At 69.2% G+C, this 26,266-nt stretch carries 17 protein-coding genes, 1 tRNA gene and 2 pseudogenes; 10 read left to right on the top strand and 10 right to left on the bottom strand.

Annotation, left to right across the window (positions count from 1 at the left end):
* Window positions 1-207 (bottom strand): annotated as a pseudogene (locus V7S47_RS22695) (hypothetical protein); the annotation flags it as partial.
* Window positions 208-517: 310 nt separating this feature from the next.
* Here V7S47_RS22695 and V7S47_RS22690 point away from each other — a divergent pair.
* Complete coding sequence (locus tag V7S47_RS22690; RefSeq protein ID WP_336563692.1) at window positions 518-1,636, top strand: sensor histidine kinase; 1,119 nt, start codon at window positions 518-520, stop codon at window positions 1,634-1,636.
* A complete protein-coding gene (locus V7S47_RS22685) occupies window positions 1,633-2,298 on the top strand; it encodes a response regulator transcription factor (RefSeq protein WP_336563691.1) in 666 nt (221 codons plus the stop codon). Before V7S47_RS22690 ends, V7S47_RS22685 begins: the two co-directional genes overlap by 4 nt.
* Here V7S47_RS22685 and V7S47_RS22680 read toward each other — a convergent pair.
* The gene (locus tag V7S47_RS22680) at window positions 2,279-3,610 is read right to left on the bottom strand and encodes a helix-turn-helix domain-containing protein (protein ID WP_336563690.1); all 1,332 of its coding nucleotides are present in this window, start codon (window positions 3,608-3,610) and stop codon (window positions 2,279-2,281) included. The genes V7S47_RS22685 and V7S47_RS22680 overlap by 20 nt on opposite strands.
* Window positions 3,611-3,812: 202 nt before the next feature.
* Entirely contained in the window at window positions 3,813-4,784 is a 972-nt protein-coding gene (locus tag V7S47_RS22675) for a LacI family DNA-binding transcriptional regulator (protein ID WP_336563689.1), read from the bottom strand.
* Between the two features lie 839 nt (window positions 4,785-5,623).
* Here V7S47_RS22675 and V7S47_RS22670 point away from each other — a divergent pair.
* Window positions 5,624-9,241 (top strand): glycosyl hydrolase, encoded by a 3,618-nt coding sequence (locus V7S47_RS22670; RefSeq protein ID WP_336563688.1) that lies wholly within the window; start codon window positions 5,624-5,626, stop codon window positions 9,239-9,241.
* Window positions 9,242-9,558: 317 nt separating this feature from the next.
* Here the strand turns inward: V7S47_RS22670 and V7S47_RS22665 are convergent.
* Window positions 9,559-10,712 (bottom strand): annotated as a pseudogene (locus V7S47_RS22665) (IS3 family transposase).
* A gap of 145 nt (window positions 10,713-10,857) precedes the next feature.
* Between V7S47_RS22665 and V7S47_RS22660 the strand changes: the two are divergent.
* Window positions 10,858-11,730 carry a tyrosine-type recombinase/integrase gene (locus tag V7S47_RS22660; RefSeq protein ID WP_336563687.1) on the top strand — a complete coding sequence of 291 codons (873 nt, stop codon included), beginning with the start codon at window positions 10,858-10,860 and terminating at the stop codon, window positions 11,728-11,730.
* A gap of 140 nt (window positions 11,731-11,870) precedes the next feature.
* On the opposite strand, the gene V7S47_RS22655 is transcribed toward V7S47_RS22660, so the two are convergent.
* Window positions 11,871-11,952: transfer RNA gene (locus V7S47_RS22655), tRNA-Tyr, on the bottom strand.
* Between the two features lie 95 nt (window positions 11,953-12,047).
* On the opposite strand from V7S47_RS22655, the gene V7S47_RS22650 reads away from it, so the two are divergent.
* Window positions 12,048-12,539, top strand: coding sequence for a YajQ family cyclic di-GMP-binding protein (locus V7S47_RS22650; RefSeq protein ID WP_336563686.1), 492 nt, complete (start codon window positions 12,048-12,050; stop codon window positions 12,537-12,539).
* Window positions 12,540-12,633: 94 nt separating this feature from the next.
* A complete protein-coding gene (locus tag V7S47_RS22645) occupies window positions 12,634-15,453 on the top strand; it encodes an FAD/NAD(P)-binding protein (RefSeq protein ID WP_336563685.1) in 2,820 nt (939 codons plus the stop codon).
* A gap of 100 nt (window positions 15,454-15,553) precedes the next feature.
* Here the strand turns inward: V7S47_RS22645 and V7S47_RS22640 are convergent, their stop codons facing one another.
* The 4 genes from V7S47_RS22640 to V7S47_RS22625 all read right to left on the bottom strand — a co-directional run bounded on the left by V7S47_RS22640 (window position 15,554) and on the right by V7S47_RS22625 (window position 19,267).
* Window positions 15,554-16,531 (bottom strand): sulfate/molybdate ABC transporter ATP-binding protein, encoded by a 978-nt coding sequence (locus tag V7S47_RS22640; protein WP_336563684.1) that lies wholly within the window; start codon window positions 16,529-16,531, stop codon window positions 15,554-15,556.
* A gap of 48 nt (window positions 16,532-16,579) precedes the next feature.
* Window positions 16,580-17,401, bottom strand: coding sequence for a sulfate ABC transporter permease (locus V7S47_RS22635; protein ID WP_336563683.1), 822 nt, complete (start codon window positions 17,399-17,401; stop codon window positions 16,580-16,582).
* Window positions 17,394-18,164, bottom strand: coding sequence for a sulfate ABC transporter permease subunit CysT (gene cysT, locus V7S47_RS22630; protein WP_336563682.1), 771 nt, complete (start codon window positions 18,162-18,164; stop codon window positions 17,394-17,396). The genes V7S47_RS22635 and cysT overlap by 8 nt, the downstream gene beginning before the upstream one ends.
* Window positions 18,165-18,226: 62 nt before the next feature.
* Entirely contained in the window at window positions 18,227-19,267 is a 1,041-nt protein-coding gene (locus tag V7S47_RS22625; protein ID WP_336563681.1) for a sulfate ABC transporter substrate-binding protein, read from the bottom strand.
* 317 nt (window positions 19,268-19,584) lie between these two features.
* Between V7S47_RS22625 and V7S47_RS22620 the strand changes: the two genes are divergently transcribed.
* Both V7S47_RS22620 and V7S47_RS22615 read left to right on the top strand, forming a co-directional pair.
* Window positions 19,585-21,552, top strand: coding sequence for a 2-oxoacid:acceptor oxidoreductase subunit alpha (locus V7S47_RS22620; protein WP_336563680.1), 1,968 nt, complete (start codon window positions 19,585-19,587; stop codon window positions 21,550-21,552).
* Window positions 21,549-22,631 (top strand): 2-oxoacid:ferredoxin oxidoreductase subunit beta, encoded by a 1,083-nt coding sequence (locus V7S47_RS22615; protein WP_442945374.1) that lies wholly within the window; start codon window positions 21,549-21,551, stop codon window positions 22,629-22,631. The genes V7S47_RS22620 and V7S47_RS22615 overlap by 4 nt, the downstream gene beginning before the upstream one ends.
* 7 nt (window positions 22,632-22,638) lie before the next feature.
* Here V7S47_RS22615 and V7S47_RS22610 read toward each other — a convergent pair whose 3' ends face one another.
* The gene (locus V7S47_RS22610) at window positions 22,639-23,082 is read right to left on the bottom strand and encodes a hypothetical protein (RefSeq protein WP_336563679.1); all 444 of its coding nucleotides are present in this window, start codon (window positions 23,080-23,082) and stop codon (window positions 22,639-22,641) included.
* A gap of 120 nt (window positions 23,083-23,202) precedes the next feature.
* On the opposite strand from V7S47_RS22610, the gene rarD reads away from it, so the two are divergent.
* Window positions 23,203-24,114 carry an EamA family transporter RarD gene (rarD, locus tag V7S47_RS22605; protein ID WP_336563678.1) on the top strand — a complete coding sequence of 304 codons (912 nt, stop codon included), beginning with the start codon at window positions 23,203-23,205 and terminating at the stop codon, window positions 24,112-24,114.
* 86 nt (window positions 24,115-24,200) lie between these two features.
* Window positions 24,201-26,258 (top strand): PhoX family protein, encoded by a 2,058-nt coding sequence (locus V7S47_RS22600; RefSeq protein ID WP_336563677.1) that lies wholly within the window; start codon window positions 24,201-24,203, stop codon window positions 26,256-26,258.
* The last annotated feature ends 8 nt before the right edge of the window (window positions 26,259-26,266 follow it).

Below are 26,266 nucleotides of genomic sequence, written 5' to 3'. Positions count from 1 at the left end.
CTCGACCGCCTTCTTGCCACCCGCGTTCGAGGTGTCGAAGTAGGCGTTGCCCAGGTTCTTCGGGATGAACGTCACCGAGGCCGCGTCGCTGTCCCCGCTCGGCGAGGAGCTGGACGAGTCATTGCCACCGCAGGCAGTGAGGGAGAGTGCGACTACAAGCGCGAGGACAGTGGGACGAGCCAAGCGGGGCGGGATGAACGGACGCACATCAACTCCTGGATTTGAACGTTTCACTAGTTGGCACATCGTGATGGCCGTCACTTCTCCCGATCAAGGACGTTGACAACAGAGTTTTTTCCGGGCTCCTGTTGCGAGCGACAGGAAATCCAAGAACGCAGGATCGGCCGCGTAGCCTCCAGGTACGTTTGTGGATTCCTCACACGCACCGGGCCGAGGATCGGAGGCACTCGGCGACATGGATACGCCCCCCTCAGCGAGCGACTCGACGCGCAGAGCGGGAGGCCACTCAGCAGACAAGTCAGCGAGCGCCGGCCGTCACCGGACGCTGTGGGCGAACGTGCTCGACATCGGCCTGGCCTTTCTGGTGCTCGCCGCGACCTGGGTCAGCGTCGAGAACGAGACCTTCGTACTTGTGCCACCGAGCACGTGGGGCGAGTGCCTTATCCTGGTGACCGCTACGGCGGTACTGGTTGCCAGTCGGGTCCCGTTCGCAGCGCTAACGGTCACAGCAGTTCTCGATGCGCTCCCCTACTGGCTTGCCATCGGGGGTGCCGGATACCACCTCGGGCTGATGATCACCGTCTACATGGTGGTAGCTCGCGCAGCTCCTCGCCGTGCACTTCCTGCGGTCGGGGGCGTGCTGGCGGCACAGGTGTGCCTGATGGCGTGGGACATGGACTGGCGCTGGTCGTCGGTGTACGTCGTCGTGGCGGCCGTGACCGTCGTGGTTCCGGTGACCTTGGGGCTTGCGTCGCACTCTCGTCGCCTTGCTACGTTGGCGTTGCGGGAGCGGGCTTTGGCCGCCGAGGAGTCGCGCGACGCCGACGCGCGCAAGCTTCTCGCCGAGGATCGGCTACGCACCGCGCGCGACCTCCACGACACCGTCGCCCACCAGATCGCCGTCATGAACCTCAACGCCGGCGTGGCCTCTCACGCGCTCCAAGATCGACCCGAAGACGCCGAGCTTGCATTGGTGACCGTCCGCGAGGCCGGGCGCGCGGTGATCTCCTCCATCTCCGACTTGCTCACCGGGTTGCGAGACGGTCAGCTGGACGATCCCGACCCGCCGTACCCGTTGACCGATCTGCGGCTGCTCGTCGACGAGTTCGAGCGTCTCCTGCCCGGACTCGCCGCGTCCATCGACGTTCAGGATCGGGGATCGTCGCCGACGGTGAGCCCGGTTGTGTTCTCCGTCGTCCAGGAGGCGTTGACCAACGTCTACAAGCATGGTCGTCACGACGCTGAGATCCGTCTCCACGTCGAGCTTCAGGCGGAAGTCTCGCGCGTCGAGGCGATCAATATCCCCACGAGCTCTGCCCTGTCGGTCACGGAGGGATTCGGGCTGCGGGGAATGCGCGAGCGGGTCGTCGGTGCTGGAGGGCTGTTGTCGGCGGTGGTCGCCCAGGGACGGTTCACCCTCACCGCGGAGGTCCCGTCCGGCGGAGGTGGCAGGTGATCGACATTCTCCTCGTTGACGACCAGAGCCTGATCCGCAAGGCGATGCGCGACCTCGTCATGCAGGAGTCCGACCTACGAGTGACGGGCACAGCCGAGAACGGTCTCGAGGCTGTCCGCCTGAGCCGCGAGCTGAGGCCGGACGTGGTCGTGATGGACGTCCGGATGCCACTTCTCGACGGCATCGAGGCAACCCGGATGATCACGGGGGACGCCGACCTGGGCTCGATTCGGGTGCTGATCTTGACTACGTTCGACGACGACCCTGACTTCGTGATTAGGGCTGTACGCAGTGGTGCTTCCGGTTTCGTCGGCAAGAGCGCCGAGCCGGATGCTTTGGTGTCTGCAATTCGCACCGTCCACCAGGGCGGCGGCCTGCTGTCCCCGCGCGCGGCCCGGCATCTGCTCGATCGGCACGCCGGTGCCCCCATTCCTGGCGAGGTGCACCCCGACCTGGCCGGCCTCACCGAGCGGGAGCTCGACGTCTTGCGGCTCGTCGCCGAGGGCCTGACGAACCAGCAGATTTCCGACGAGCTCGGCATCACCGTGCTCACCGTCAAGACGCATATCAACCGCACCATGGCCAAGGTCGGGCGACATGACCGCTCGCAGCTGGTGGTACTCGCCTACGAGACAGGTTTCGTTATCCCCCGGTACCGCTGAGTTCGTCAAGAAGCGACGGCGCCAGGTCGACCACGGTGAGCGCGAGCCAGGTCTCCAGACGGGAGTCGGTGAGGGGTCGGCCTCGGAGACGTTCGAACCGGTCGACCCGGTAGGCCACCGAGGTCGGCGCCATGCCGAGCTCCTGCGCGGCCGCCTGACGACTCCCTCCCGAGCGCAGAAACAGCAGAAGAGTCTGGCGAAGCTCGACCGACCGGGTGTCTCGGCCCAGGACGCCGGCGAGTTCGCGGGCTACGAGGGCGCGGGTGGCGACGGGATCGGCCAAGAGGGCTGAGACCAGGAGCACGTCTGCGTGCACCGTTGGTCCTGGCTTCTCGGAGATAGCTGCGACCACCGCGGCTCTGCGTGCTTCGGCGTAGCTCTGCGCCACACCTGGCGCACCCTGATGAAGGTCGCCGGTAGCGACGGCTAGTCCGTCTGGAACGGCAAGTCGTCGGAGCAGTTCCAGTTCCTCATGGGTGATTGGATGGTTCCGCGACCACCAGAGCACTGTCTCGTGCGTTCGGGGAACCGTAACGTCCCGCGCTCGTGCAAGCGATACGACCGAGCAGCCCGGAAGCAGCGCGGACACTGCTCGCGTGAACCTCGTGACACTCGGATCCTCCGATCCGCTCGCGCCGGACACCGTCGCGACCAAGTGGTGCCCGTTGAGCCGGACGCCGATGAGGTCTTCCTCGACCGCGCTGAGTGGCTCTCCGTCAATGAGGCGGCTGACTGCGTCTCGCCGTCGGGCTGCGCGCTCGTCCGACCAACGGTCGGCCCCGTCGTAGGCCGCCAGCAGCAGTCGGGCCGCCTGCTCGGAGTAGCGGGTGAGACGGAGGAGGTCGTCCCACTCGGCCCGGTCCGGCTGGTCGTCCATGTCACTGTTGTAGGCGCTTGCTGCCGCCATGATGGATTCTTGAACGAGGCGGTGCCGACGCCAGACCGCCTCGACCAAAATGGTGGACGGGACGCCGCAGTGGGCCAGCGACCGGGCGTCGTCTAGCACCACGTCCGGAACTCGCAGGTTCCCGACGGGCCGCCCCTCGTACAGCTGGAGCAGCAGGGACAGCAGCTCGGTCTCCACGCCCCGCGGGCCGGACGGGGGCGCTCCGTAGTCTGCAGTGCTCCGCCGCAGTTCCGCGAGCAGCTCGGCGCCGGCCTCGACCGCCCATTCCACCGGTCCGGGTCCGAGCTTGGAGAGCGCCCGGGCCAAGACGTCCGATGTCGCCGAGGAAGCGGCGATCCGGTCGCCCCGGGGCCGAAGCCGCACCATCCAGCGTTCGCGCACGAACCGGATCTGCTGGACGACCATCTCTAGGCACCCGCCGTCATGACCCACGACCGCGGCACGTGGTGAGGCGCACGACACATGCCCTCAGTACAACCGTTCGGAGCCGTTGCCGCGTCAACCCAGAACGGGACAGCGACGTACTGCGGTCGCAGTACGTCGCTGCGAGCGCGTACCTGTCGAGACCCCTCCTCGACGCCCGACTCCCGACGACTGACCAACCCCCTCACGTGGGCCTCCGGTCGTCGCTCACGACGGTCGAGCTGCGAGCGATGAGCTCAGGGGTGAACAGCACCTGCTGGTGATCGTGATCTTCGCCGGCTGCCTCGCGGATGAGGAGCTCCGCGGCGGCCAGCCCGAGCTCTCGTCGAGGCTGGCGCACGGAGGTCAGCGGCACTGCCGCCGCGCTAGCGAAGTCGATGTCGTCGTAGCCGACGATCGCCAGCTGCTGCGGCACCCTGATTCCCGCGCCGATGGCATGCTGGAGCAGTCCGAGCGCCAGCAGGTCGTTGGCGCACGCGACCGCCGTCGGGCGGATGGCCGCGGGCAGCAGGGCGAGGTGCTCCCCGGCGGCGAAGCCTTGCGCTACGTCGAGGGCTGTCGTGTCGACGACGAGGAGGTCGCGATCTGGGAGACCGCCGACCGCCCAGGCAAGGCGTGCGCCGTCGACGCGGTCGCGAATCTGACCGAGGTGGCTCGGTCCGCCGATGAACGCGACCCGGGTGTGGCCGCGATCGATGAGGTGCTCGATCGCGATCCGGCCACCGACCACGTCGTCTGCCGCGACGGTGCAGAACGCATCGTCGTTGCGGCTGCGATCGACGAGAACCACCGGCACCGTCTGCCGGAGCTGGCGCAGCACGTCCGCATCCGGGTCGACCGGAGTGATGAGGACGCCTTGTACCCGTTGCTGTTGCAGCAACGTCAGATGTGCGCGTTCGCGTTGGGCGTCGTTGCCGCTGTTGCACAACAGCAAGGACAGTGACGCGCTATCCGCCGCGCCCTCGACTCCGTGGGCGACGTCGGTGAAAAAGGGGTTAGACGCATCGAGCATCACGTACGCGAGCGTGCGGCTGACTCCTGACCGCAGGTGCCGTGCTGACTCGTTGCGCACGAACCCGAGCTCATTCATCGTCCGCTGGACGCGTTCACGAATGACCTCGGTGACGCGCTCGGGCCGGTTCAAGACATTGGACACGGTCCCGACAGACACCTCAGCTGCGAGGGCGACATCCCTGATAGAGCAGCGCCGCACGTGAACTGTCGTCATCAGACGGCTCGCCAGTTATCGCTGGCCTCAACTCGCGGAGGCCGGTTGCCGAAACGGGTCAACCCTTCACGATCCGCCCGAGACATCGACCGACACCTCGATCGCGAAGGCCTGCCGAATGTGCACTCGACGGCGATTGAAACGACGTAAGAGTCGCACATTGACGGTCACTTTCGGTGTGGGCGACGATCGCACGGACCGACCTCCCCCATGGCTTTGATCGATGCGGGGCCGGCTTGATGTCGGGATCTCATGGCGAGGACTACCTTGCGCAAAACAAGCTCTGACCAGGGAGTTCGAGGATCTAGATCGCAGAGACGGGCCGGAGTCTGACACCCGATGGTCGGGTCAGAGAAGGCATCGCCGACTTGTTGAGCGATACCGCTCGACCTTCACCGCACGCCTTGAACCGCTCGAGCCTCTTGTGAAACGGTCCATTCACCTGAGTGACGCTCGTCACTCATCGCCATGCAGTTGGGGGACGCCACCGGGCGACGGGCAGCGACCAAGGGTCACTACCGCCCACCGCCTTGCGAGCAACGACAAGAGCTTGACCTCACGAGCGACCCGGTGGCCAGCACCCCATTGACCCATTAGCGGTCGCGGACGCGGCGGCTCCGACGCTCTGTTAGGCGACCCTCGGGGGTCGCCCGACCGCCCCTGTGCTGCACGGCAGATCACACCCGAACGAGAGTGAGTAGAAGATGCGTACCAAGTCACGAGCGGCAGGGGCAGCGACGCTGTGCCTGTCGCTTGGCCTCTCCGCGATGGCCATCGGGCTGCCGTTGGATTCATCGGCCGCAGCCGAGCCGATCGCGGCACCCGTCGTCCAGTCCGCGGTGACGAGCTCGACGCCGGCTGCTGCCGGCGCTCCCACTTCCCCGTTCGGCAAGCAGCTCGAGGACAAGTACGTCGACCCCGACCGCGTGTTCAGCACTGACGTTCGCTGGTGGCTCGGCGACGCCTCACACACCGACGAAACGCTGCTGGAGGAGATCCAGGCGCTCTACGACGCCGGCTTCCGCGGTGTCGAGCTGTGCATGCAGAACGACACCACCGCTGCCGACACTGACTACGGCTACGGCACCGAGCAGTGGACGCACAAGTGGAACCTGATGATGAACAAGCTCCTTGACCTCGGCATGGGCGTCTACCTGACCTCGGGCACCAACTGGTCAACCTCGAACGTGCCCGGTCTTGACCCGACCAGTCAGCAGGCCATGCAGAACCTGACCCTGGGCACCGCGACCGTGGCCCCCGGCCAGGCCCTCACGACGCTGCCGGCACCCACGACCCGGCGTGCGGGCGCGAAGTTCGTGACCGCCTACGCCTACAAGGTCACCGACGGCAACAACGTCGACCCGGCCAGCTACATCAACCTGAAGCCCCAGGTGACTCAGGGCGCTGACGTGTGGACGCAGAACCTGAACTGGACCGCGCCCGCCGACGGCACCTACCGGGTGTTCTCGATGTGGACCCAGGGCACGTTCCAGACCTCCAGCCCCGCCAACGAGCCGAGCTACGCGACGAACTACTTCGACGCCCGCGGCGTCGAAGCGCTCCGGGCGTTCTGGGAGACCCACTACCTGGCCGACCCGGCCCTGCGGGAGAAGATCGCCAAGGGCGACGTCCAGCTGTTCATGGATTCCCTCGAGATGAGCACCGGCGGCGGGTTCACCTGGTGGGCCGAGGACATGGCCGCGGAGTTCCAGCGGCGCAAGGGCTACGACATCACGCCGTACCTGTTCCTCATCAGCGGCGTGGGCAACGTGTGGAACAACGCCTACCACTCCGTCGCCACCGCCGGCACGTACAAGCTCGCCGGTGACGAGAAGCGCCGCCAAGGCATCATCAACGACTACCAGGACGTCCTGACGCAGCTGTACCGCGAGCGGATGCTGCAGCCGATGAAGAAGTGGCTGAACTCGGTGGGCATCGAGACCCGTGCGCAGATCTCCTACGGCCAGCCGGTCGAGATGTCCGAGCCGTCGATGGACGTCGACTACCCCGAGGCCGAGAACCGCAACCAGTACAACAACGTCGACATGTTCCGGTACTGGACCGGCGCGGCGAAGCTGGAGAACAAGGTCCTCTCCTCCGAGACCACCGGCATGAGCTTCGGTGCCGCCGCGACTCAGCAGTGGCGTCTGCAGGACGCCTACTCGCAGTTCGCCGCCGGGTTCCAGCGCACCATCTGGCACATCTGGTCCGCCGACTTCGGCTTCACCCCCTCAACCGCCGTCGCCCCCGCGGCCACCACCAACTGGCCCGGCTACGAGACCGGGCGCGGCGGGTTCGCGCTCATGTCGCAGCGATTCCCCGCCGCCCAGACCTACGACGAGCTCAACGCCCACCTCGGACGGGTCCAGCAGCTCATGCAGACCGGAGAGGCCCGCTCCGACGTCGGTTTCATCGAGCAGAAGTTCGTCCACGGCATGGCCTACGGCGGTGGCACCGGCAGCAACAACCAGCTCATGAACTGGCAGAAGGCCCACCAGGGCCTGAACTACCGCTCCACCGAGCTGCAGGACAACGGCTACACCTACGACTACTTCAGCCCACGGTTCCTGTTCGACGACGACGTCACCTTCAACAAGGACACCAAGACGATCGAGAAGGCCGGCTACAAGGCCATCGTTCTCTACCAGCGCTGGCTCGACCTCACGGCGTCGAAGAAGATCCTGCAGCTGGCCAAGCAGGGCCTGAAGGTCGTCATCATCGACGACGCCGCGTCCCGCACCCCGTTCAACGACGGCAAGGACGGCGCGCTGAAGAAGGTCGTCGACGAGCTGAAGACCCTCGACACGGTCCGCACCGCCACCGTCTACGACGACATCGACTACGAGTCCGCGGCCCCCGGCGGCTACGACGACAACGTCCTGGAGAAGCTCCAAGAGCTCGGCGTACGTCCCTACGCCGGCTACTCCGAGCCCAACCAGCAGCTGCTGACCCAGACCCGTCAGGACGCGGACGGCAACCGCTACCTGTACGCCTACAACTACGACGACGGCTCCTACCGCTCCAAGAGCCTGCGCCCCGAGGTCCGTAACGCCCCCAACCCGGGCACCAACATCAAGACCGACATCGAGATGGACGGCCAGTACGTGCCGTACGCCATCAACTCCTGGACCGGCAAGGTCACCGAGCTCGCCGACTACCGCTGGGAAGACGGCAAGACGATCGTCCCGATCGACCTCGACTACAACGACATCTCCCTGCTGGCGTTCGAGAAGGTCGGCGCGCAGAAGCTCCACGTCGTGACCACCAACGCCGACACCGCCTACACGACCGCCAACGGAGTCACCGCCCGCGCCACGGGCAGCGGCACCGTCAGCACCACGCTGAGCAACGGCAAGAAGTACCAGGACACCGTCAACGTGCCTGCGGCACGCGACATCACCGACTGGGACCTCACCGTCGAGTCGTGGCGACCCAGCACCACCGCCAACGACCTCGTCCGCACCGAGTCCCTCGCAGGTCTGACCACCCGCAACTACAAGACCTCGACGGTCAAGACCCCGATCACGGTCGAGCTCGACACCCTCAAGACCTGGGACCAGATCCCCGAGGTCGGCCAGGCCGTGTCCGGCACGGGCCACTACGAGTCGACCTTCGACTGGGACGCCAAGGCCGCCAGTGGCGCCTACCTCGACCTCGGCAAGATCGAGGAGTCGATGGAGGTGACCATCAACGGCCGCAAGGTCGGCGGTCAGATCTCCTCCAACCCCACCAAGGTCAAGCGTGACGTCGGCGGCATCGGCAAGGCCACCATCGACAACGGCACCGGCACCCAGGTGCCGCTGGTCGGCCACGACCAGTACACCGGCGGCGTCAGCTGGATGAAGCCCGTGACCGACATCAGCGAGTACCTCGTCGACGGCAAGAACACCATCGTCATCGACTACAAGTCGTCGCTGTCGAACGTCCAGATCGACCGCGGAGTCCTGCGGCCCGCACAGAGCATGGGCGGCTGGTGGGGCTACGACGCCAAGTACCTCGCCTACGGACCCACCCAGGCCAAGCTGGTCCCGTTCGTCGACGTCAAGTACACCAACGCCACCACCCCGCCGACTCCGCCGACCACGCCCGGTGACAAGCCGGCCAAGGTGAAGGTCAACCTCAAGCTGCGCAACCTCGCCAACGGCCGGGACCGGGCCCTTATCACCACCGCCGGCGCCAACCGGGCAAACGGGGCTGTGGTTCGGGTCTACCGCGTCAAGAAGGGCAAGCTCGTGCTGGTCAAGCGCGGCAAGCTGAACGCCAAGGGCCGTACAGCACTGACGATCCGTGACCGCAACGGCCGAGCGAAGACCACCTACGTGGTCAAGGTTGCCGCCACCGCCGACACTCAGGCCGCGACGAGCAAGCGCGCATCGGTCCGCTGACGATGCGGGGCCACCTTCGGCTCTGCCCGTAGGTGGCTCAGGCCAACCAGCAACGACCAAACAACGAGTATCACCCAGCTAGAGGGGTCCGGTCGCGCGTCGGCCGGACCCCTCGTCTGTCCGGCAACACCACCGCTGAGCACCCGCCCGGGAGCTGGGGATGCGCGCACCTTCCGTCGCCATCGACCGGGGGCCGGCCCTCTGCGTTGACGTCCCGCCGAGGACATCAAACTAGTCCGTCTTATTAGGGACTGCTGAAGGTTCGGTTGTCACCTTGACGTGCCCTACGGCTTGGTTACCCGTTGGCGTCTGGAGTCTCAGGCGGTGACGGTGGTGGTTTCGGAGCGTAGTTCGTACTCGATCGGGGTCCGGTAGCCGATGCTGGAGTGGCGTCGTTGGCGGTTGTAGAAGATCTCGATGTACTCGAAGATCGCGTTGGCCAGCTCGACCCTGGTCTTCCACTTCTTCCGGTTCAGCAGCTCGATCTGCATCGAGGACCAGAACGATTCCATCATTGCGTTGTCCAAACCGTCGCCGACGGACCCGAAGGACGGCATCAGGCCGGCGGAGCGGATCTTGTCGCCGAAGGCCCATGAGGTGAACTGCACGGCGTGGTCGGCGTGGACGATCCCGCCTGGTGCGGGTCGGCGGTTGCGGATGGCCATGTCGAGGGCGTTGATGACCAGCGCGCTGTCTTGGCGGGTATCGATCGACCAGCCCACGATCCGGCGGCTGTAGGCGTCGAGGACGGCGGCGCAGAAGACCTTGCCTTCCCTGGTGGGGTGTTCGGTGATGTCGGTGACCCACAGCTCGTTCGGGGTCAGGCGGTGGAACTTCCGGTTGACGAGGTCCTCGCTGGTGACGACACCCCGCAGCCGCTTGATCCGGGCCGGCCCGGGAAGGCCGTAGATGCCCGCCTGGGTCATGAGCACCGAAATCAGCCGGGAGCTGACCTGGACGTTCATTGCCATCGTGAGCTCGGCGTGGATGCGGCGGTAGCCATAGGTGCCGCGCGAGGCCACGTGGATCTCGCGGATCAGACCGGTCAGCCACTCACGGCGCAGCTGGGTGGCCGAGGTGGGCCGGTTCTTGTAGCGGTAGTAGCCGGGACTGGAGACGCCCAGGACCCGGCAGCACTTCTTGACCGGGATGCCGGCGTCGACGAGGCGGTCGATCACCGGGTGAACCCTTTTGGGTGCGGCTTCTCCTCCGCCAGGAACTTCGAGGCCCGCCGGATGATGGCGAGCTCGGTCTCGAGCTCCCGGATCCGCTTGCGCGCGGCCCGGAGCTCGGCGGACTCGGTCGTGGTGACCCCGGCGAGTTCACCGCGGTTGATGCGGTCCTGGCGGACCCAGTTGTGCAAGCACCCGGCGCTGATGCCGAGCTCGTAGGCGACCTGCTTGATCTGCTTGCCGGCACGAACGAGCGCTACGGCTCGCTGCCGGAACTCCGGCGGGTAGGGACGAGGCACGATGCGCAGCCTTCCAAGAAGGCCCTCGACTCATCAGCCAATCGGGTAACCAACCCATGGGGCATGCCAAGGTGACAACCGAACCTTCAGCAGTCCGATCCTGCGGTCAGCCTCACCGCCCGCGACGGCGATCGCGGATCCGTCTGTGCTTCGCAAGCTCCAGCATGCGCTAACGCTGAAGCTCGACGGAACACCGGCGTCCGAACGGACGGTGACTCGGAAGCGCGCCACCCTCAACAATGTCGTCGAGTACGCCATCGAAGTGGGGCTGCTCTACACCAACCCCCTTCCGAAGCTCCGCCAACGTAGCTTCGGCACCGATCGCCAGGTCGATCCCCGAGTCGTCGTCAGCGGCGAGCAGGGTCGACGGCTCCTGGCCGCTGTCGCGGACAACACGCCTCACTTGACCGCGTACTTCGCACTGCTTCTGTGTGCCGGGATGCGCCCGGCCGAAGCCCGCAGCATCCGACGCGACGATCTCCAGCTACCCGCCGACGGGTGGGGACGCGCCACTCTGTCGCGGACGGAACAACGACCGGGAACAGCCTGGACAGATAGCGAGTCCGCTACCGAGCAGCGCGGCCTGAAGCACCGCCCCCGCTCCGCGGTCCGAATGGTTCCGCTACGTCCAGGTTTGGTTGAGATCCTGAAGACACACCTGGCCGACTTCCCGTGCGGGTTCAACGGCGAGCTCTTCGTCTCTCGCACGGGCAGGGCCGGGGTGCCTCTCTCTCCGCCGTACCACTCGCTCGTGTCGGACAAGAGCATCTATCGCGCATGGGCCAACGCGCGCGAGCATGCCCTGACGCCCACCCAGTCCTTAACCGAACTCGGGCGCCGCCCCTACGACCTCCGGCACGCATGCCTGACCGCCTGGCTCAACGCCGGTGTGCCGCCCGCGCAGGTGGCGGTGTGGGCGGGACACAGCACGCGGGTCCTTCTCGACGTCTACGCCGGTTGCATCGACGGCGGAGAGGACGCGGCCATGGCACTGATCGACAGCCTCAGCGACTCCTGAGCTTCGGCACGCATCCGGAACTTTGTCGCGCTTTTGTCGCGGACACCCGTAGAGACCCGGATCTGGCCGGATCGGGCCGGACAACACCACGAGAGCCCCTGACCCGCATCGCTGCAGGTCAGGGGCTCTTCTCCCTGGTGTGGCAGATGAAGGATTCGAACCTTCGAAGGCTACGCCGACGGATTTACAGTCCGCTCCCATTGGCCGCTCGGGCAATCTGCCAGGGATGTCGTCGTCCCGGCTTGGCCGGTGGACAACGAGACGAAAGAATAGCGCAGCCCCATCAGCAGCACGAAACCGTCACACGAGGAGCACCCATGGCCGACTCGTCCTTCGACATCGTCAGCAAGATCGACCGCCAGGAGGTCGACAACGCGCTCGGGCAGACCGCCCGCGAGATCGCGACCCGGTTCGACTTCAAGGGCACCGGCGCCACCATCGAGTGGCAGGGCGACGAGGCGATCGAGATCACCGCGTCGGCCGACGATCGCGCGACCGCCGTACTCGACGTCTTCAAGGACAAGCTGATCAAGCGTCAGCAGAGCCTGAAGATCCTCGACGCCTCGGAGCCGCGGGCGTCGGGCCAGCAGTCCAAGATCGGCATCGCACTCAAGGAGGGCATCAGCTCCGAGGACGCGAAGAAGATCTCCAAGCTGATCCGCGACGAGGGGCCCAAGGGCGTCAAGGCACAGATCCAGGGCGACGAGCTGCGCGTGTCCTCGAAGAAGCGCGACGACCTCCAGGCCGTGCAGGCGCTGGTCAAGCAGCAGGACTACGACTTCGCGGTGCAGTTCACGAACTACCGCTGAACCCGGGGCGTCGCGCCGACATTCGGCGCGACGCCCTCGGACCGCCTAGACTGCAGTTTGTCGAGTCATCTTGTTGTGTTAGGACGGTTGAGCCATGGCCAGTGGACGACGCCCCCGCGGGCACGGACCGACCGTCGCCGTGGTCGGGGCCGGAGCCGCCGGCACCCTGGTCGCGCTCCACCTGACCCGCACCGCCGCCCGCCGCAGCACCGGGCTCGACATCGTCCTCGTCGACCCGGTCGACCGCCGCGGCCAGGGCGTCGCCTTCGGCACCCCCGACGAGCAGCACCTGCTCAACGTGCCGGCCTCGGGCATGACCGCGCTGCCCGAGGAGCCGAGCCACTTCGCCGCCTGGCGCCAGCGCGAGGCCGAGGACGTCGACCCCGACGCCCGCACCCACCCGTACGACTTCGCGCCCCGGCGCCAGTGGGCCCGCTACCTCGACGAGACCCTCGATGAGGCGCAGCGCGCGTCGTACGGCGAGGTGGGGTTGCGGCACGTGCGCCAGCAGGTCGTCGGCGTACGACGCACCACCAGCGGGGTGTCGCTGCGCACCGGCTGCGGCGGCGAGGTCGTCGCGGACGCCGCCGTGTTCGCGTCCGGCCTGCCCGCCGCCGGCAGCGCCTGGGCGCCGGAGTCGCTGACCGCCTCCCCCTTCTTCGTGGCCGACCCCTGGGCCCGCGGCGCCCTCGACGTCGTACGACGTGACCGCAGCGGGCCGGCCGACGTGCTGCTGGTCGGCACCGGCCTGACCATGGTCGACGTCGTCTTCTCGCTCACCGACGACGCCAACCGTGGCGACCGGGTCGTCCACGCGATCTCCCGCGGCGGCCGGCTCCCGCAGGTGCACGCGCCGCAGCCGCAGCTCGCCGCGATCCCCGACATCTCCGACTGGGGCACCGGTCTGTCCGACGTGCGGGCCGCGGTCGACCGGCACGTCGCCGAGGTCCGCAGCACCACCGGCGACTGGCGGCCTGCGCTCGACGGGCTGCGGTTCCGGGTCCAGGAGCTGTGGGGCCGGTTCTCCGCCGAGGACCGCGAGACCTTCCTGACCGAGGACGCCGGACGCTGGAACACCTATCGGCACCGGATGGCCCCCTCCAGCGCGGTCCGGCTCGACGGCCTGCGCGCCGAGGGCCGGCTGGCGATCGGCAGCGGCCGGGTCGTCGGCGCCGAGCCGCTGCCGACCGGTGGCCTGCGCGTGACCCTCGACGACGGCAGCACCCGCGAGGTCGGCTGGGTCGTCAACTGCACCGGCCCCCAGTCCGACCTGCGCCTGATCGGCAACCCCGTCCTCGACGACCTGCTGCGCGAGCGAGGTGGGGCCGCCCTGGCCTCGATCGACGTCGCCGGCCTCGGCCTGCGCACCGCCGACGGCCGGCTGCTCGCCTCGGACGGTGAGACCGACGCCCCGCTGTGGACCATCGGCGCGCTGCGCCGCGGCGAGCTGTGGGAGACCACGGCCGTCCCCGAGATCCGGCTGCAGGCGGCCTCCGTCGCCCGGGCGGTCCTCGACGAGGTCGCCCCGCTCCCCCGCCGGCTCGCCGACGGTCGCCTGGTCGGCGGCCGGCACCCCGTCGCCCGTCCCCGCGACCCGCTCGGCCTGCCGATCTCGACCACCAGCGAGGCCGCGGCGGCCTACAACGCCGGCCTCGAGCGGCTGATGCGGCTCCAGGACGGCGCCGAGGAGCAGCTGCGCCGGGCGACGGAGCTCGACCCCGGCTTCGCGCTCGCCCACGCGGCGCTCGCGATGCTCGGCCACGAGGCCGGGGCCGACGCCGACGTACGCGCCTCGCTCGACGCCGCCCGCAAGGCCGCCCGTCAGCGCGGCGACGACCGCGAGCGCAGCCTGGTCGACGTGGTCGGCCTCCGGGTCAAGGACGTACGACGGGCCGGGGCCGACGCCCTCATGCACCACATCTCGCTGCACCCGCGCGACGTCCTCGCCGTCTCGGCGGCGGTCCCGACGATCGCCTTCTCCGGCGTCACCGACGTCCAGCAGGAGGCGTGGGACCTGGTCGAGGGCCTCGCCCCGGCGTACGGCGACCACTGGTGGTACATCTCCCTGCTCGCCTTCACCCGCCAGGACCAGGGCCTCTTCGACGAGGCCGGCCTGCTCGCGGAGAGCGCGCTGTCCTGCGAGCCGTCGTCCGGCCACGCGGTGCACGCGCAGACCCACGTCCTCTACGAGACCGGCCAGCACGAGGTCGGCCGGGTCTGGCTCGACCACTGGGTCGCCGAGAGCGGCCGCTCGGCCAGCCACCGCGCGCACTTCTCGTGGCACGCCGCGCTGCACGAGCTGGCGCTCGGCGACACCGAGGCGGTCCGCCGCCGCTACTACTCCCAGCTCGCCGCGCCCGACGTCGCCGGCGTGCGGGCCCTGGTCGACTCCGCCAGCCTGCTGTGGCGCTGGCGGATGACGACCAGCGAGTGGCCGGCCGCCTTCCCGGGCGAGGGCGCACCGCCGCCGGTCGCGCCGGTGCTCGACGCGGTCGACCCGACGCTGCTCGACCGGCCGCAGACGCCGTTCGTCGCGCTGCACGCGGCCATCGCGCTGGCCGCCGCCGGCGACCTGCATCGGCTCCGCGAGCTCGCCGTCCACTGCCGCCGCTCCAAGGACGGCGTGCTGCGCGGCACGGTCGCCACCCTCTGCCAGGCGCTGGAGGCCTCGGTCGAGGGCCGGTGGACCGACGCCGCGACCCTGATCGAGGACGTGCTGCCGGTGCTCGCGCGGGTCGGCGGCTCGGCCGCGCAGCGCGAGGTGGTGGAGGAGACGCTGCTGTTCGCCCTGGTCAGCGCCGGGCGCCACGAGCAGGCCGCCGTACTCCTCGACGAGCGGCTGCACCGCCGCCCGTCCCCGCTCGACCTGCGCCGACGCGGCTCGCTCGAAGCGACGCCGACCGTCGCGCGGTAGCGCGCGACGTCACCTGCTCCGGACGCCTCAAGAGGACCACCCGCCCGAGAAGGGGTGCAGTCCTCTCAGGCGGGTGGCCGTTCAGGGGGTACGGCGGGGCTCAGCCCACCGTCGTGGTCGGCTCGACCGGCACCGTGGTGGCGCCGGCGGCCTCGCTCAGCCAGACCTGCACGCCCGGCTCGAGGCCGAGCGAGCGGGCGTGGGTGCGGGTCATCACGGTGGTGACGTCGCCCGCCTCGGTGGTGACCGTGGCCCGCACCTCGAACCCGATGCGGAGCACGCGGGAGACCGTGCCGGTCAACGCCTCCGGGCGGGGCGAGGTGGCGACCTCGACGTCGTGCGGGCGCACCAGCCGCCCGTTCAGCGTCGTGACCTCGCCGAGGAAGCCCATCACGAAGTTGTTGGCCGGCTCGTCGTACAGCTGGTCGGGCGAGCCGACCTGCTCCACGCGCCCCTCGTTGATCACGACGATCTCGTCGGCGACCTCGAGGGCCTCCTCCTGGTCGTGGGTCACGAAGACCGTCGTCACGTGCACCTCGTCGTGCAGCCGCCGCAGCCAGTCGCGCAGCTCCTTGCGGACCTTCGCGTCGAGCGCGCCGAACGGCTCGTCGAGCAGCAGCACCTGCGGCTCGACCGCGAGGGCCCGGGCCAGGGCCATCCGCTGCCGCTGGCCGCCCGAGAGCTGCGAGGGCAGGCGGTGGGCGAACTGGCCGAGGTGCACCAGCTTCAGCAGCTCGTCGACCCGCGCCGCCACCTCGGCCTTGGGCCGCTTGCGGATCTCGAGGCCGAAGGCGACGTTCTTGGCGACCGTCATGTGCTTGAAGACGGCGTAGTGCTGGAAGACGAACCCGACGTTGCGCTTCTGCGCCGGCAGCCGGGTGGCGTCGTTGCCGTTGATCGAGATGGTGCCGCTGTCAGCGGTCTCGAGTCCGGCGATGATCCGCAGCAGCGTCGACTTGCCGCCGCCGCTCGGACCGAGGAGGGCAGTGAGCTGCCCGGTGGGGATGGTGACATTGACGTTCTCGAGGGCGACGAAGTCACCGAACTTCTTGTTCACCCCCGCGACTTCGATGCTCATGAAGGACCTTCCAGGAAAGTGATGGGGTCGCCCGTGCGCCCGGCCGACTCAGTCATGGCTCTTCGGGCGGATGAGGGAGACGACGACGATGCAGGCCACGGAGACCATGGCGAGCAGGAACGCGGTGGCGTAGGCGCCCTGCTGGTCGAAGTTGAGGTACTTCTCCTCCACGACCAGCGTCGCGGTCCGGGTCTCGCCGAGCACGTTGCCCGAGACGACCTTGACCGCCCCGAACTCGCCGAGGGACCGGGCCAGGCTGAGGACGACGCCGTAGACGATCGCCCACTTGACCGACGGCAGGGTGATCCGCACGAACCGCTGCCAGGCGTTGGCCCCGAGGCTCTCGGCCGCCTGCTCCTGCTCGATGCCGACCTCGGTCAGCACCGGGACCACCTCGCGGATGACCAGGGGCAGGGCCACGAAGGCGGTCGCCATCACGATGCCCGGCGTCGAGAAGATGATCTGGATGCCGACGCGTTCGAGGGTCGGTCCGAGCCAGCCCTCGCGCCCGCCGTAGACCAGCACCAGGGCCAGGCCGACCACGATCGGCGAGACCGACAGCGGCAGGTCGATCAGTGCGCTGAGGGCGCGCTTGCCCGGGAACTCGTAGCGCACCAGCAGCAGCGAGATGCCGACGCCGAAGACGGTGTTGATGACGACGGCACTCACCGCCGCGACCAGGGTCAGCCGCAGGGCCGTGACGACGTCGGGATCGGCGAACAGGTCGCTGATGCTGACGAAGCCCTCGTCGAAGGTGTTCGTCACCACCAGGGAGACCGGCCAGGCCACCAGGAAGAACAGGTAGGCGATGACCAGCAGCCGGAGCAGGTAGGCGACCGGGCCCTTGCGCCCGAAGGTGGACCTAGCCACGACGCGCCACCCGCCTCTGGATGATGTCCAGCACCACGATCACGACGAGCGAGATGACCAGCAGCACGGCCGCCACGGCGGCGGCCGAGGCCCGCTGGTCGTTCTCGATGCTGCTCAGGATCCGGACCGAGGTCACCTCGGTCTTGTTGGGGAGGTTGCCCGACAGCAGCACCAGGGAGCCGTACTCGCTGACACCGCGCGCGAAGGACAGCGCCGCACCGGCCGCGATCGCCGGGGTCAGGCTCGGCAGGATCACCCGACGGAACGTCGTGAACCGGCTCGCGCCGAGCGACGCGGCCGCCTCCTCGACGTCCCGGTCGAGCTCCTCGAGCACCGGCTGCACCATGCGCACGATGAACGGCAGCGTCACGAACAGGAACGCCACGAACACCGCGGGCCGCTGGTTGACGATGTCGATCCCGATCGGGCTGTCCGAGCCGTAGAGCGAGAGCAGCACCAGGCCGGCCACGATCGTCGGCAGCGCGAACGGGATGTCGATCAGGATCTCGAGCACCGCCTTGCCGGGGAACCGGTCACGGACCAGCACCCACGCGATGATCGGCCCCATCACGATGTTGACGAGCGTCACCCCGACGGCCGTGAAGACCGTCAGCCGGATCGCCGCGGCGGTCTGGGTGTTGGTCACCGCCGCCCAGAACGTGTCCCAGCCGCCGTCGACCGCCGTGACCATGACCGCCGTCAGCGGGATCAGCACGAGCAGGCTGAACCACAGCATCGCGATGCCCAGCCCGAGGCCGGACACGGGGGTCAACGTCGACCGGGCCGACCGGCGGATCTTCGCCGGTCGGCCCAACTCGATCGAGGTCACTCGTCCTCGGCCTTGCCGGACGCCTCGATGGCCGCGGTGATGATGCCCAGGGGCTCACCCTCGGTGCCGGTGCCGAAGAACTTGGGGGCGGCCTGGGCCCAGCCGCCGAAGTCCCCGTCGACGGTCAGCAGGGTCGGCACGGTCGGGAACGGGTCGCTCGGGTCGGCGGCACCCTCGACCTCGCCACCGAAGTCGACGTCGTCGCGGATCGGGCGGAAGCCGGTGAGGGCGAACTGCTTCTGACCCTCGTCGCTGAGCACGAACTCGAGCCAGTCCTCGGCGACCGGGGCGGCGTCCTCGAGGACCGCGCCCGGGTTCTCGATGAGCAGCGAGGTCTCGGGGATGACGTACTCGAAGCCCTCGCCGTTCTGCGCCGCGAGGATGGCCTCGTTCTCGTAGGCCATCAGGACGTCGCCGGTCCCGCCGAGGAAGCTGGTGGTGGCGTCACGGCCGCTGCTGGGCAGCGAGACCACGTTGCCGAAGAACTTGTTGATGTAGTCGGTGGCGTCGGCCTCGGAGCCGCCTCCGGAGACCACCTGGCCGAACGCCGCCAGCGCGTTCCAGCGCGCCGCACCGGAGGACGCCGGGTTGGGCGTCACGATCTCGACCCCGGGCTTCACCAGGTCTTCCCAGGTCTGGATGTTCTTGGGGTTGCCCTCGCGGACACCGAACACCACGACCGAGCGGGAGACCACGCCCTTGTTCTCGCCGTCGTCCCACGTGTCCGCGACCAGGTCGGCGTCGACCAGGCGGGTCACGTCGGTGGCGACGGAGAAGTGCACGTAGTCGGCGTCGAGACCCTCGACCACGGCGCGGCTCTGGTCACCGGACGGGCCGTACGACGTCTTGAACCGGACGTCCTTGCCGGCGTCGGTCTTCTGGAACTCGGAGGCGATCGCCTTGTTGGCCGCCTCCGGCACCGCGAAGCCGACGATGCTGATCGTGTCAGCGTCACTGGAGCCGGAGCCGCCGCACGCGGCGAGACCCAGCACCAGGAGTCCGGCGGACGCACTCGTGATTGCGCGCTTGAACTTCATCCTTCTGCACCCTTCGTCGAGCCCGCTCAGCGAACAGGCCTTCTTACTAATGTCATGAAGAGTACTCGACTTAAGACGTCGGTCTCGCCAGGCGGGACGGCAATGTGTCCGGGGTCACTGATCCGGACGCGGTCCATGATCAGAGATCGCTGGGATCGAGGGGTCCGGGTCTCTATCGTGGACAGGTCGGCACTCACCAGGGAAACTGGAACAGGTTCCAGTTTTCACCCGGACGTGGGTACGATCCGGACGTTATCGGTCGGGAATCGTCCGTTAAAGACGCACGCACGTGGTCCAGCGAGGAAGAGGCGCGAGCCGTGACAGGTCAGCAGAGCAAGCAGGTCAAGCAGCTCGACCGGGTGATCATCCGGTTCGCCGGTGACTCCGGTGACGGCATGCAGCTCACGGGCGACCGGTTCACCTCCGAGTCGGCGGTCTTCGGCAACGACCTGATGACGCTGCCCAACTTCCCCGCCGAGATCCGCGCACCCCAGGGCACCATCCCCGGCGTCTCGTCGTTCCAGGTGCACTTTGCCGACCACGACATCCTCACGGCGGGCGACGCGCCCGACGTCCTGGTCGCGATGAACCCGGCGGCGCTGAAGGCCAACCTGGCCGACCTGCCCAAGGGCGCGATCATCATCGTCGACACCCACGACTTCACGGCCCGCAACCTCACCAAGGCCGGGTACGACGCCAACCCGCTCGATGCGCTCGGCGACGCCGGCAGCGCCCTCGGCGAGTTCGCGGTGCACGCGGTCGACCTGACCGGCATGACCGTCGAGGCGGTCAAGGAGTTCGGGCTGTCCCGCAAGGACGCCGCCCGGGCCAAGAACATGTTCGCCCTGGGCCTGCTGTCCTGGATGTACGGGCGGCCCACCGAGTCGACGACCGCGTTCCTGACCAAGCGGTTCGCCCGGGTGCCGGACATCCGCGACGCCAACATCACGGCCTTCAAGGCCGGCTGGAACTTCGGCGAGACCACCGAGTCCTTCGCGGTGTCGTACGAGATCAAGCCCGCCCCGCAGCAGCCCGGGACCTACCGGAACATCTCCGGCAACCTCGCGCTCGCCTACGGGCTGGTGGCCGCGGGCGTGCAGTCGGGCCTGCCGGTCTTCCTGGGCACCTACCCGATCACCCCGGCCTCCGACATCCTCCACGAGCTCAGCAAGCACAAGTCGTTCGGCGTGACGACCTTCCAGGCGGAGGACGAGATCGCGGGCGTCGGCGCCGCGATCGGTGCGTCGTTCGCGGGCTCGCTCGGCGTCACCTCGACCTCCGGGCCCGGCGTGGCGCTGAAGTCCGAGGCCATCGGCCTGGCCGTGATGACCGAGCTCCCGCTGCTCGTGGTCAACGTCCAGCGCGGTGGCCCCTCGACGGGCCTGCCGACCAAGACCGAGCAGGCCGACCTGCTGCAGGCGATGTTCGGCCGCAACGGCGAGGCCCCGGTCCCGATCGTCGCCCCGCAGTCCCCGGGCGACTGCTTCGCCGCGGCCGTCGAGGCCGCCCGGATCGCCGTCACCTACCGCACGCCGGTGTTCCTGCTCTCCGACGGCTACCTCGCCAACGGCTCCGAGCCCTGGGCGATCCCCGACGTCGCCGACCTCCCGGTCATCGAGCCGCGCTTCGCCACCGAGCACAACCACACGAAGACCGCCCCCGATGGCACCGTGTCCACGGAGTTCTGGCCCTACCTGCGCGACGAGGAGACCCTCGCGCGTCCCTGGGCCGTGCCTGGCACCGCCGGCCTCGAGAACCGCATCGGCGGGCTCGAGAAGGGCGAGGGCCACGGCAACATCTCCTACGACCCGGCCAACCACGACCTGATGGTCCGCACCCGCCAGGCCAAGATCGACCGGATCGCCGAGTCGATCCCGCCGCTGCAGGTCGACGACCCCTCCGGCGCGGCCAAGGTCTGCGTGCTGGGCTGGGGCTCGACGTACGGGCCCATCGGCGCCGCCGCCCGCCGGGTCCGCAAGGCCGGGTTCAACGTGGCCCAGGTGCACCTGCGCCACCTCAACCCGTTCCCGAAGGACCTGGGCGAGATCCTGCGTCGCTACGAAAAGGTCCTGGTCCCCGAGATGAACCTCGGCCAGCTCTCGATGCTGATCCGGGCCCGCTACCTCGTCGACGCCGTCGGCTACAACCAGGTCAACGGCATGCCCATCAAGGCGGCCCAGCTGGCCGAGGCGGTCGGCGCCCTGGTCGCCGACGCCGAGGGCACCCCCGTCGACCTCACGGCCGATCTCACCCCCGCCACTACCGCTCAGGAGGTCTCCGAGTGAGCACCGAGCAGCTCCCCTTCCCCGGCCTGCGTTCGGGCGTCGAGGACGTCCCGACCAACGAGGACGCCCAGACCGCGAAGGAGTACACCTCCGACCAGGAGGTCCGCTGGTGCCCGGGCTGCGGCGACTACGCCGTCCTGAAGGCCGTGCAGGGCTTCCTGCCCCAGCTCGGCCTGCGCCGCGAGAACATCGTCTTCGTGTCCGGCATCGGCTGCTCCAGCCGGTTCCCGTACTACCTCGACACCTACGGCATGCACTCGATCCACGGGCGCGCGCCGTCGATCGCGACCGGCATCGCCACCGCCCGCGAGGACCTGTCGGTCTGGGTCGTCACCGGCGACGGCGACGCCCTCTCCATCGGCGGCAACCACCTGATCCACGCGCTGCGCCGCAACGTGAACATGACGATCCTGCTGTTCAACAACCGGATCTACGGCCTGACCAAGGGTCAGTACTCCCCCACCAGCGAGGCCGGCAAGATCACCAAGTCGACGCCGATGGGCTCGGTCGACCACCCGTTCAACCCGGTGTCGCTCGCGCTCGGTGCGGAGGCGTCGTTCGTCGCGCGCACCATCGACTCCGACCGCAAGCACCTCACCTCGGTGCTCTCCGCGGCCGCCGCCCATCGCGGCACCTCGCTGGTCGAGATCTACCAGAACTGCCCGATCTTCAACGACGGGGCGTTCGACGCGATCAAGAACAACGACACCAAGGCCGACGCGATCATCCCGCTGACCCACGGCGAGCCGATCACGTTCTCCGCGGGCACCAAGGGCCTGATCCGCGACAGCCAGACGGGCGGGGTCAAGATCGTCGAGACCGCGGACGTCGACGCGGACGCGCTGCTGGTCCACGACGCCCTCAACCCCGACCCGTCCCAGGCCTTCGCCATCAGCCGGCTGACCGAGATGGGCTACCTCAACCAGACGCCGATCGGCATCTTCCGCCAGGTCTCCCGCCCGACGTACGACGACCAGGCCCGCGCCCAGGTCGCCGCGGCGTCCGAGGCAGCCCCCGGTACGCCGACCGAGCGGCTCGCCGGCCTGATCGGCAGCGGGGACACCTGGACGGTCGTCTGAGCGCGGCTCAGCAGCTCGAGCGCCGGCAGACCGTGTAGATCTTGTCGGTGCGCCCGGCCTGGTACTTCGCGGTGGCCTTGACGCCGCCCTTGTAGAACCAGGTCGAGCGGGTGCTGTCCGGGAACGCGACCTCCACGCGGAAGCGGCCCTGGCGGTCGGCACGGACCTTCTTCCAGGTGCGCCACGCCTTGTGCGGGCCGACCTTGCGCTTGATGACGACCACCTTGCGGCCGCCCTGGGGCGTGACCCGGCCCTTGATGAACCAGCGGTCGCCGCGGCGGGCGCTGCGGTCGTGGAGCTCGCGGGGCAGCTTGGCGGCCCGAGCGACGGCCGGTGCCGAGGCGACGGCCGGCGCGACCCCGGCCGCGCTCGCGGGCGCCGACAGGGACGTCGGCATCAGGCCCAGCAGGGCGAGGCCGAGCAGGGCGGCCAGGATTCGGTGCATGCGCATGGGACGGGGTTCCCCCTCGTGATCTGCGGTCGTGGACATCGGACCAGCCTGCCCGGGCACTCAAGGCCGCAAACGCCGGGCCCCGGCGGGTGACCGACGTGGCGACCCTATGCTGCTCCGGTGGTGGAGTCGCGGCGTGGATTGACCCTGGGGGTCGCGGCCTACGTCATGTGGGGGGCCTTCCCGCTCTACTTCCCGCTCCTGGAGCCGGCCGGCGCCCTCGAGATCCTCGCCCACCGCATCGTCTGGTCCGCGCTGACCATGGGCCTGCTCGTCGTCGTGCTGCGACGGACCTCACAGGTACGGGCCCTGCTCCGCGACCGTCGTACCCTCCTGCTGCTCGGGGGTGCGGCCGCGACGATCACCGTCAACTGGGCCACCTACATCTGGGGGGTCACCAACGACCGGGTCGTGGAGGCCTCGCTCGGCTACTTCATCAACCCGCTCGTGACGGTGCTGATGGGGGTGCTGCTGCTCGGCGAGCGGCTGCGGCCGCTCCAGTGGGCGGCGATGGGGGTCGCCACCTCGGCCGTCGCCGTGCTCACCTGGGACTACGGCGGTCCGCCGTGGGTCGCCCTCGTGCTCGCTCTCTCCTTCGGCACCTACGGCCTCGCGAAGAAGACCGCCAACGTCGGCGCGGTCGAGAGCCTGACCGTGGAGACCGCGCTGATCGCCCCGCTCGCGGCGTCGTACGTCGTCTTCCTGGTCGCGACCGGTCGCTCCGAGTTCACCGGCCACGGCGCGGGTCACTCGCTGCTGCTGATGTCGGCGGGCCTCGTGACCGCGGTGCCGCTGATCTGCTTCGGGGCGGCCGCGACGCGGGTGCCGATGGTCACGCTGGGGCTGCTGCAGTACCTCGCGCCGGTGCTGCAGTTCGCGCTGGGCGTGCTGTGGTTCCACGAGGACATGCCGCCCGGCCGGTGGGCCGGCTTCCTGCTGGTCTGGGTGGCGCTGGTGATCTTCACCGTGGAGGCGGTCAACCACCGGCGCCGCCAGCTGCGGCTCACCGTCGCGGCCGCGACGGCCGTCTGACTCCCGTTCACCTGCAGGTCGCCCGAGGCTCACCCGGCGCTCCTAGCGTGCGAGGCCCACTCGGACTCGGACGAAGGACCTGCCTGATGACCTCGGCTCCCCAGCAGCCTGCCCTGCTGCCCCTCCTCCCCAGCGGACCGCACGGCTCCCGCGACGCGATGACCTGCCTCTTCCGCTGCGGCAACGCCTGCGACCGTCCGGAGCCGAACGGCTCCGGGAACGGCCACCTGCGCGACGAGGTCGCCCGGGTGGTGCAGCGGCGCTCGCTGCTGAAGGGCGCCGGCGTGGGGGCCGGTGTGCTCGCCCTGGGCGGGCTGGCCGTCGAGCCCGCCGCTGCGGCCGGGCCCGCGCGCCGGGGCGAGGGGCGGCTCGGCCGGGTCGACTTCACCCCGGTGCCGCCGAACCGGCGCGACGCGGTCGTCGTACCCCCGGGGTTCCGGCAGGACGTCGTCGTCCGCTGGGGCGACCCGGTGCTGCCGGGCGCCCCCGCGTTCGACGCCTACCGCCAGACGCCCGAGGCGGCCGCCCAGCAGTTCGGCTTCAACAACGACTACGTCGGCCTGGTCGAGCTGCCGCGACGCTCCGACCGGGACCGCGCGCTGCTCGTCGTCAACCACGAGTACACGACCGGCACGCTGATGTTCCCCACCGGCCGGTACGACGCCGAGACCCAGCTCCGGATCGAGATGCAGAGCCACGGCATGTCCGTGGTGACCGTCGAGCGTGGTCAGGTCGCCGGGTCCTGGCGGCGGGTCACGCCGGCCCGGGCCCGGCACAACCGCCGGGTCACGATCGACACCGCCTTCCGGGTGACCGGGCCGGCGGCCGGCGACCCCCGGCTGCGCACCGCCGCGGACCCGACCGGCCGGCGCGTCCTCGGCACGCTGAACAACTGCGCCGGCGGCACCACCCCGTGGGGGACGGTGCTCTCCGGCGAGGAGAACGTCAATCAGTACTTCGACGCCTCCGACGGCATCCCGGCCGAGCACGCCGAGTCCTTCGCCCGCTACGGCATCACCGGCGAGGGCCGCGGCTGGTCGGCCGTCGATCCCCGCTTCGACCTGTCGACCGAGCCGCACGAGGCCTACCGGTTCGGCTGGATCGTCGAGCTCGACCCGCTGAGTCCCGGCTCGGCGCCGCGCAAGCACACGATGCTGGGGCGGTTCAAGCACGAGGGCGCCAACATCTCGATCGCCCGCAACGGGCGCGCGGTCGCCTACCTCGGCGACGACGAGCGCGGCGACTACCTCTACAAGTTCGTCTCCCGCGACCGGTACGACGACTCCGGGCGCCCGCGCGCCCGCGCCCACAACAAGACGCTGCTGGAGCACGGCACCCTGTTCGTCGCCCGGCTCACCGGCGACGGCACCGCCGACGGCGTGTACGACGGGACCGGGACCTGGCTGCCGCTGACCAGCGACACGACGTCGTACGTGCCGGGGATGAGCGTCGCCGACGTCCTCCTGAACACCCGACTGGCCGCCGACCGCCGCTCGCCCACCCGGATGGACCGGCCCGAGGACGTCGAGCCGAACCCCGTGAACGGCCGGGTGTACGCCGCGCTGACCAACAACTCCGGGCGCGGCACGGCGCAGCCGGCCGACGAGGCCAACCCGGTCACCTCCTCGCAGACCCGGCCGGCGCTGGGCGAGCCGCTCGTCACGCAGTCGGGGAACCGCAACGGCTACGTCCTGGAGCTGATCCCGCGGGGCGGCGACCACGCGTCGACGACCTTCACCTGGAACCTGCTGCTCGTCTGCGGCGACCCGGCCGCCCAGGAGACCTACTTCGGCGGCTACGACAAGTCGCGGGTGAGCCCCATCAGCTGTCCCGACAACGTGACCTTCGACCCGCAAGGCAACCTGTGGGTCTCGACGGACGGCAACGTGCTCGGCTCCAACGACGGCATCTTCCGGGTCCCGGTCTCGGGGGCGGAGCGCGGCCGGGTCCAGCAGTTCGTCACCGTGCCGCGGGGCGCGGAGGCCTGTGGACCGCTGGTGACCGACGGCGGCCGCTCGCTGTTCTTCGCCGTCCAGCACCCCGGTGAGATCACCGGCGCCACGTTCGAGGCGCCGGCCAGCACCTGGCCGCACACCGACGACTTCCCGCGGCCGAGCGTCGTGGTGGCCTACCGCTCGCGGTAGGCCGGACC

Origin of the sequence: Nocardioides sp. CCNWLW216 (assembly GCF_037120545.1) — a bacterium.
Taxonomy (GTDB): Bacteria; Actinomycetota; Actinomycetes; order Propionibacteriales; family Nocardioidaceae; genus Nocardioides; species Nocardioides lianchengensis.
This window is presented reverse-complemented; position numbering and strand designations above follow the sequence as displayed.

Excerpts from the sequence above, each read along its gene's own strand:
- V7S47_RS22680 (WP_336563690.1), bottom strand. The coding sequence starts at position 3,610 with ATGGTCGTCCAGCAGATCCGGTTCGTGCGCGAACGCTGGATGGTGCGG.
- V7S47_RS22650 (WP_336563686.1), top strand. The coding sequence starts at position 12,048 with ATGGCCGACTCGTCCTTCGACATCGTCAGCAAGATCGACCGCCAGGAG.
- V7S47_RS22670 (WP_336563688.1), top strand. The coding sequence starts at position 5,624 with ATGGCCATCGGGCTGCCGTTGGATTCATCGGCCGCAGCCGAGCCGATC.
- V7S47_RS22640 (WP_336563684.1), bottom strand. The coding sequence starts at position 16,531 with ATGAGCATCGAAGTCGCGGGGGTGAACAAGAAGTTCGGTGACTTCGTC.
- V7S47_RS22645 (WP_336563685.1), top strand. The coding sequence starts at position 12,634 with ATGGCCAGTGGACGACGCCCCCGCGGGCACGGACCGACCGTCGCCGTG.
- V7S47_RS22625 (WP_336563681.1), bottom strand. The coding sequence starts at position 19,267 with ATGAAGTTCAAGCGCGCAATCACGAGTGCGTCCGCCGGACTCCTGGTG.
- V7S47_RS22600 (WP_336563677.1), top strand. The coding sequence starts at position 24,201 with ATGACCTCGGCTCCCCAGCAGCCTGCCCTGCTGCCCCTCCTCCCCAGC.
- V7S47_RS22610 (WP_336563679.1), bottom strand. The coding sequence starts at position 23,082 with ATGCGCATGCACCGAATCCTGGCCGCCCTGCTCGGCCTCGCCCTGCTG.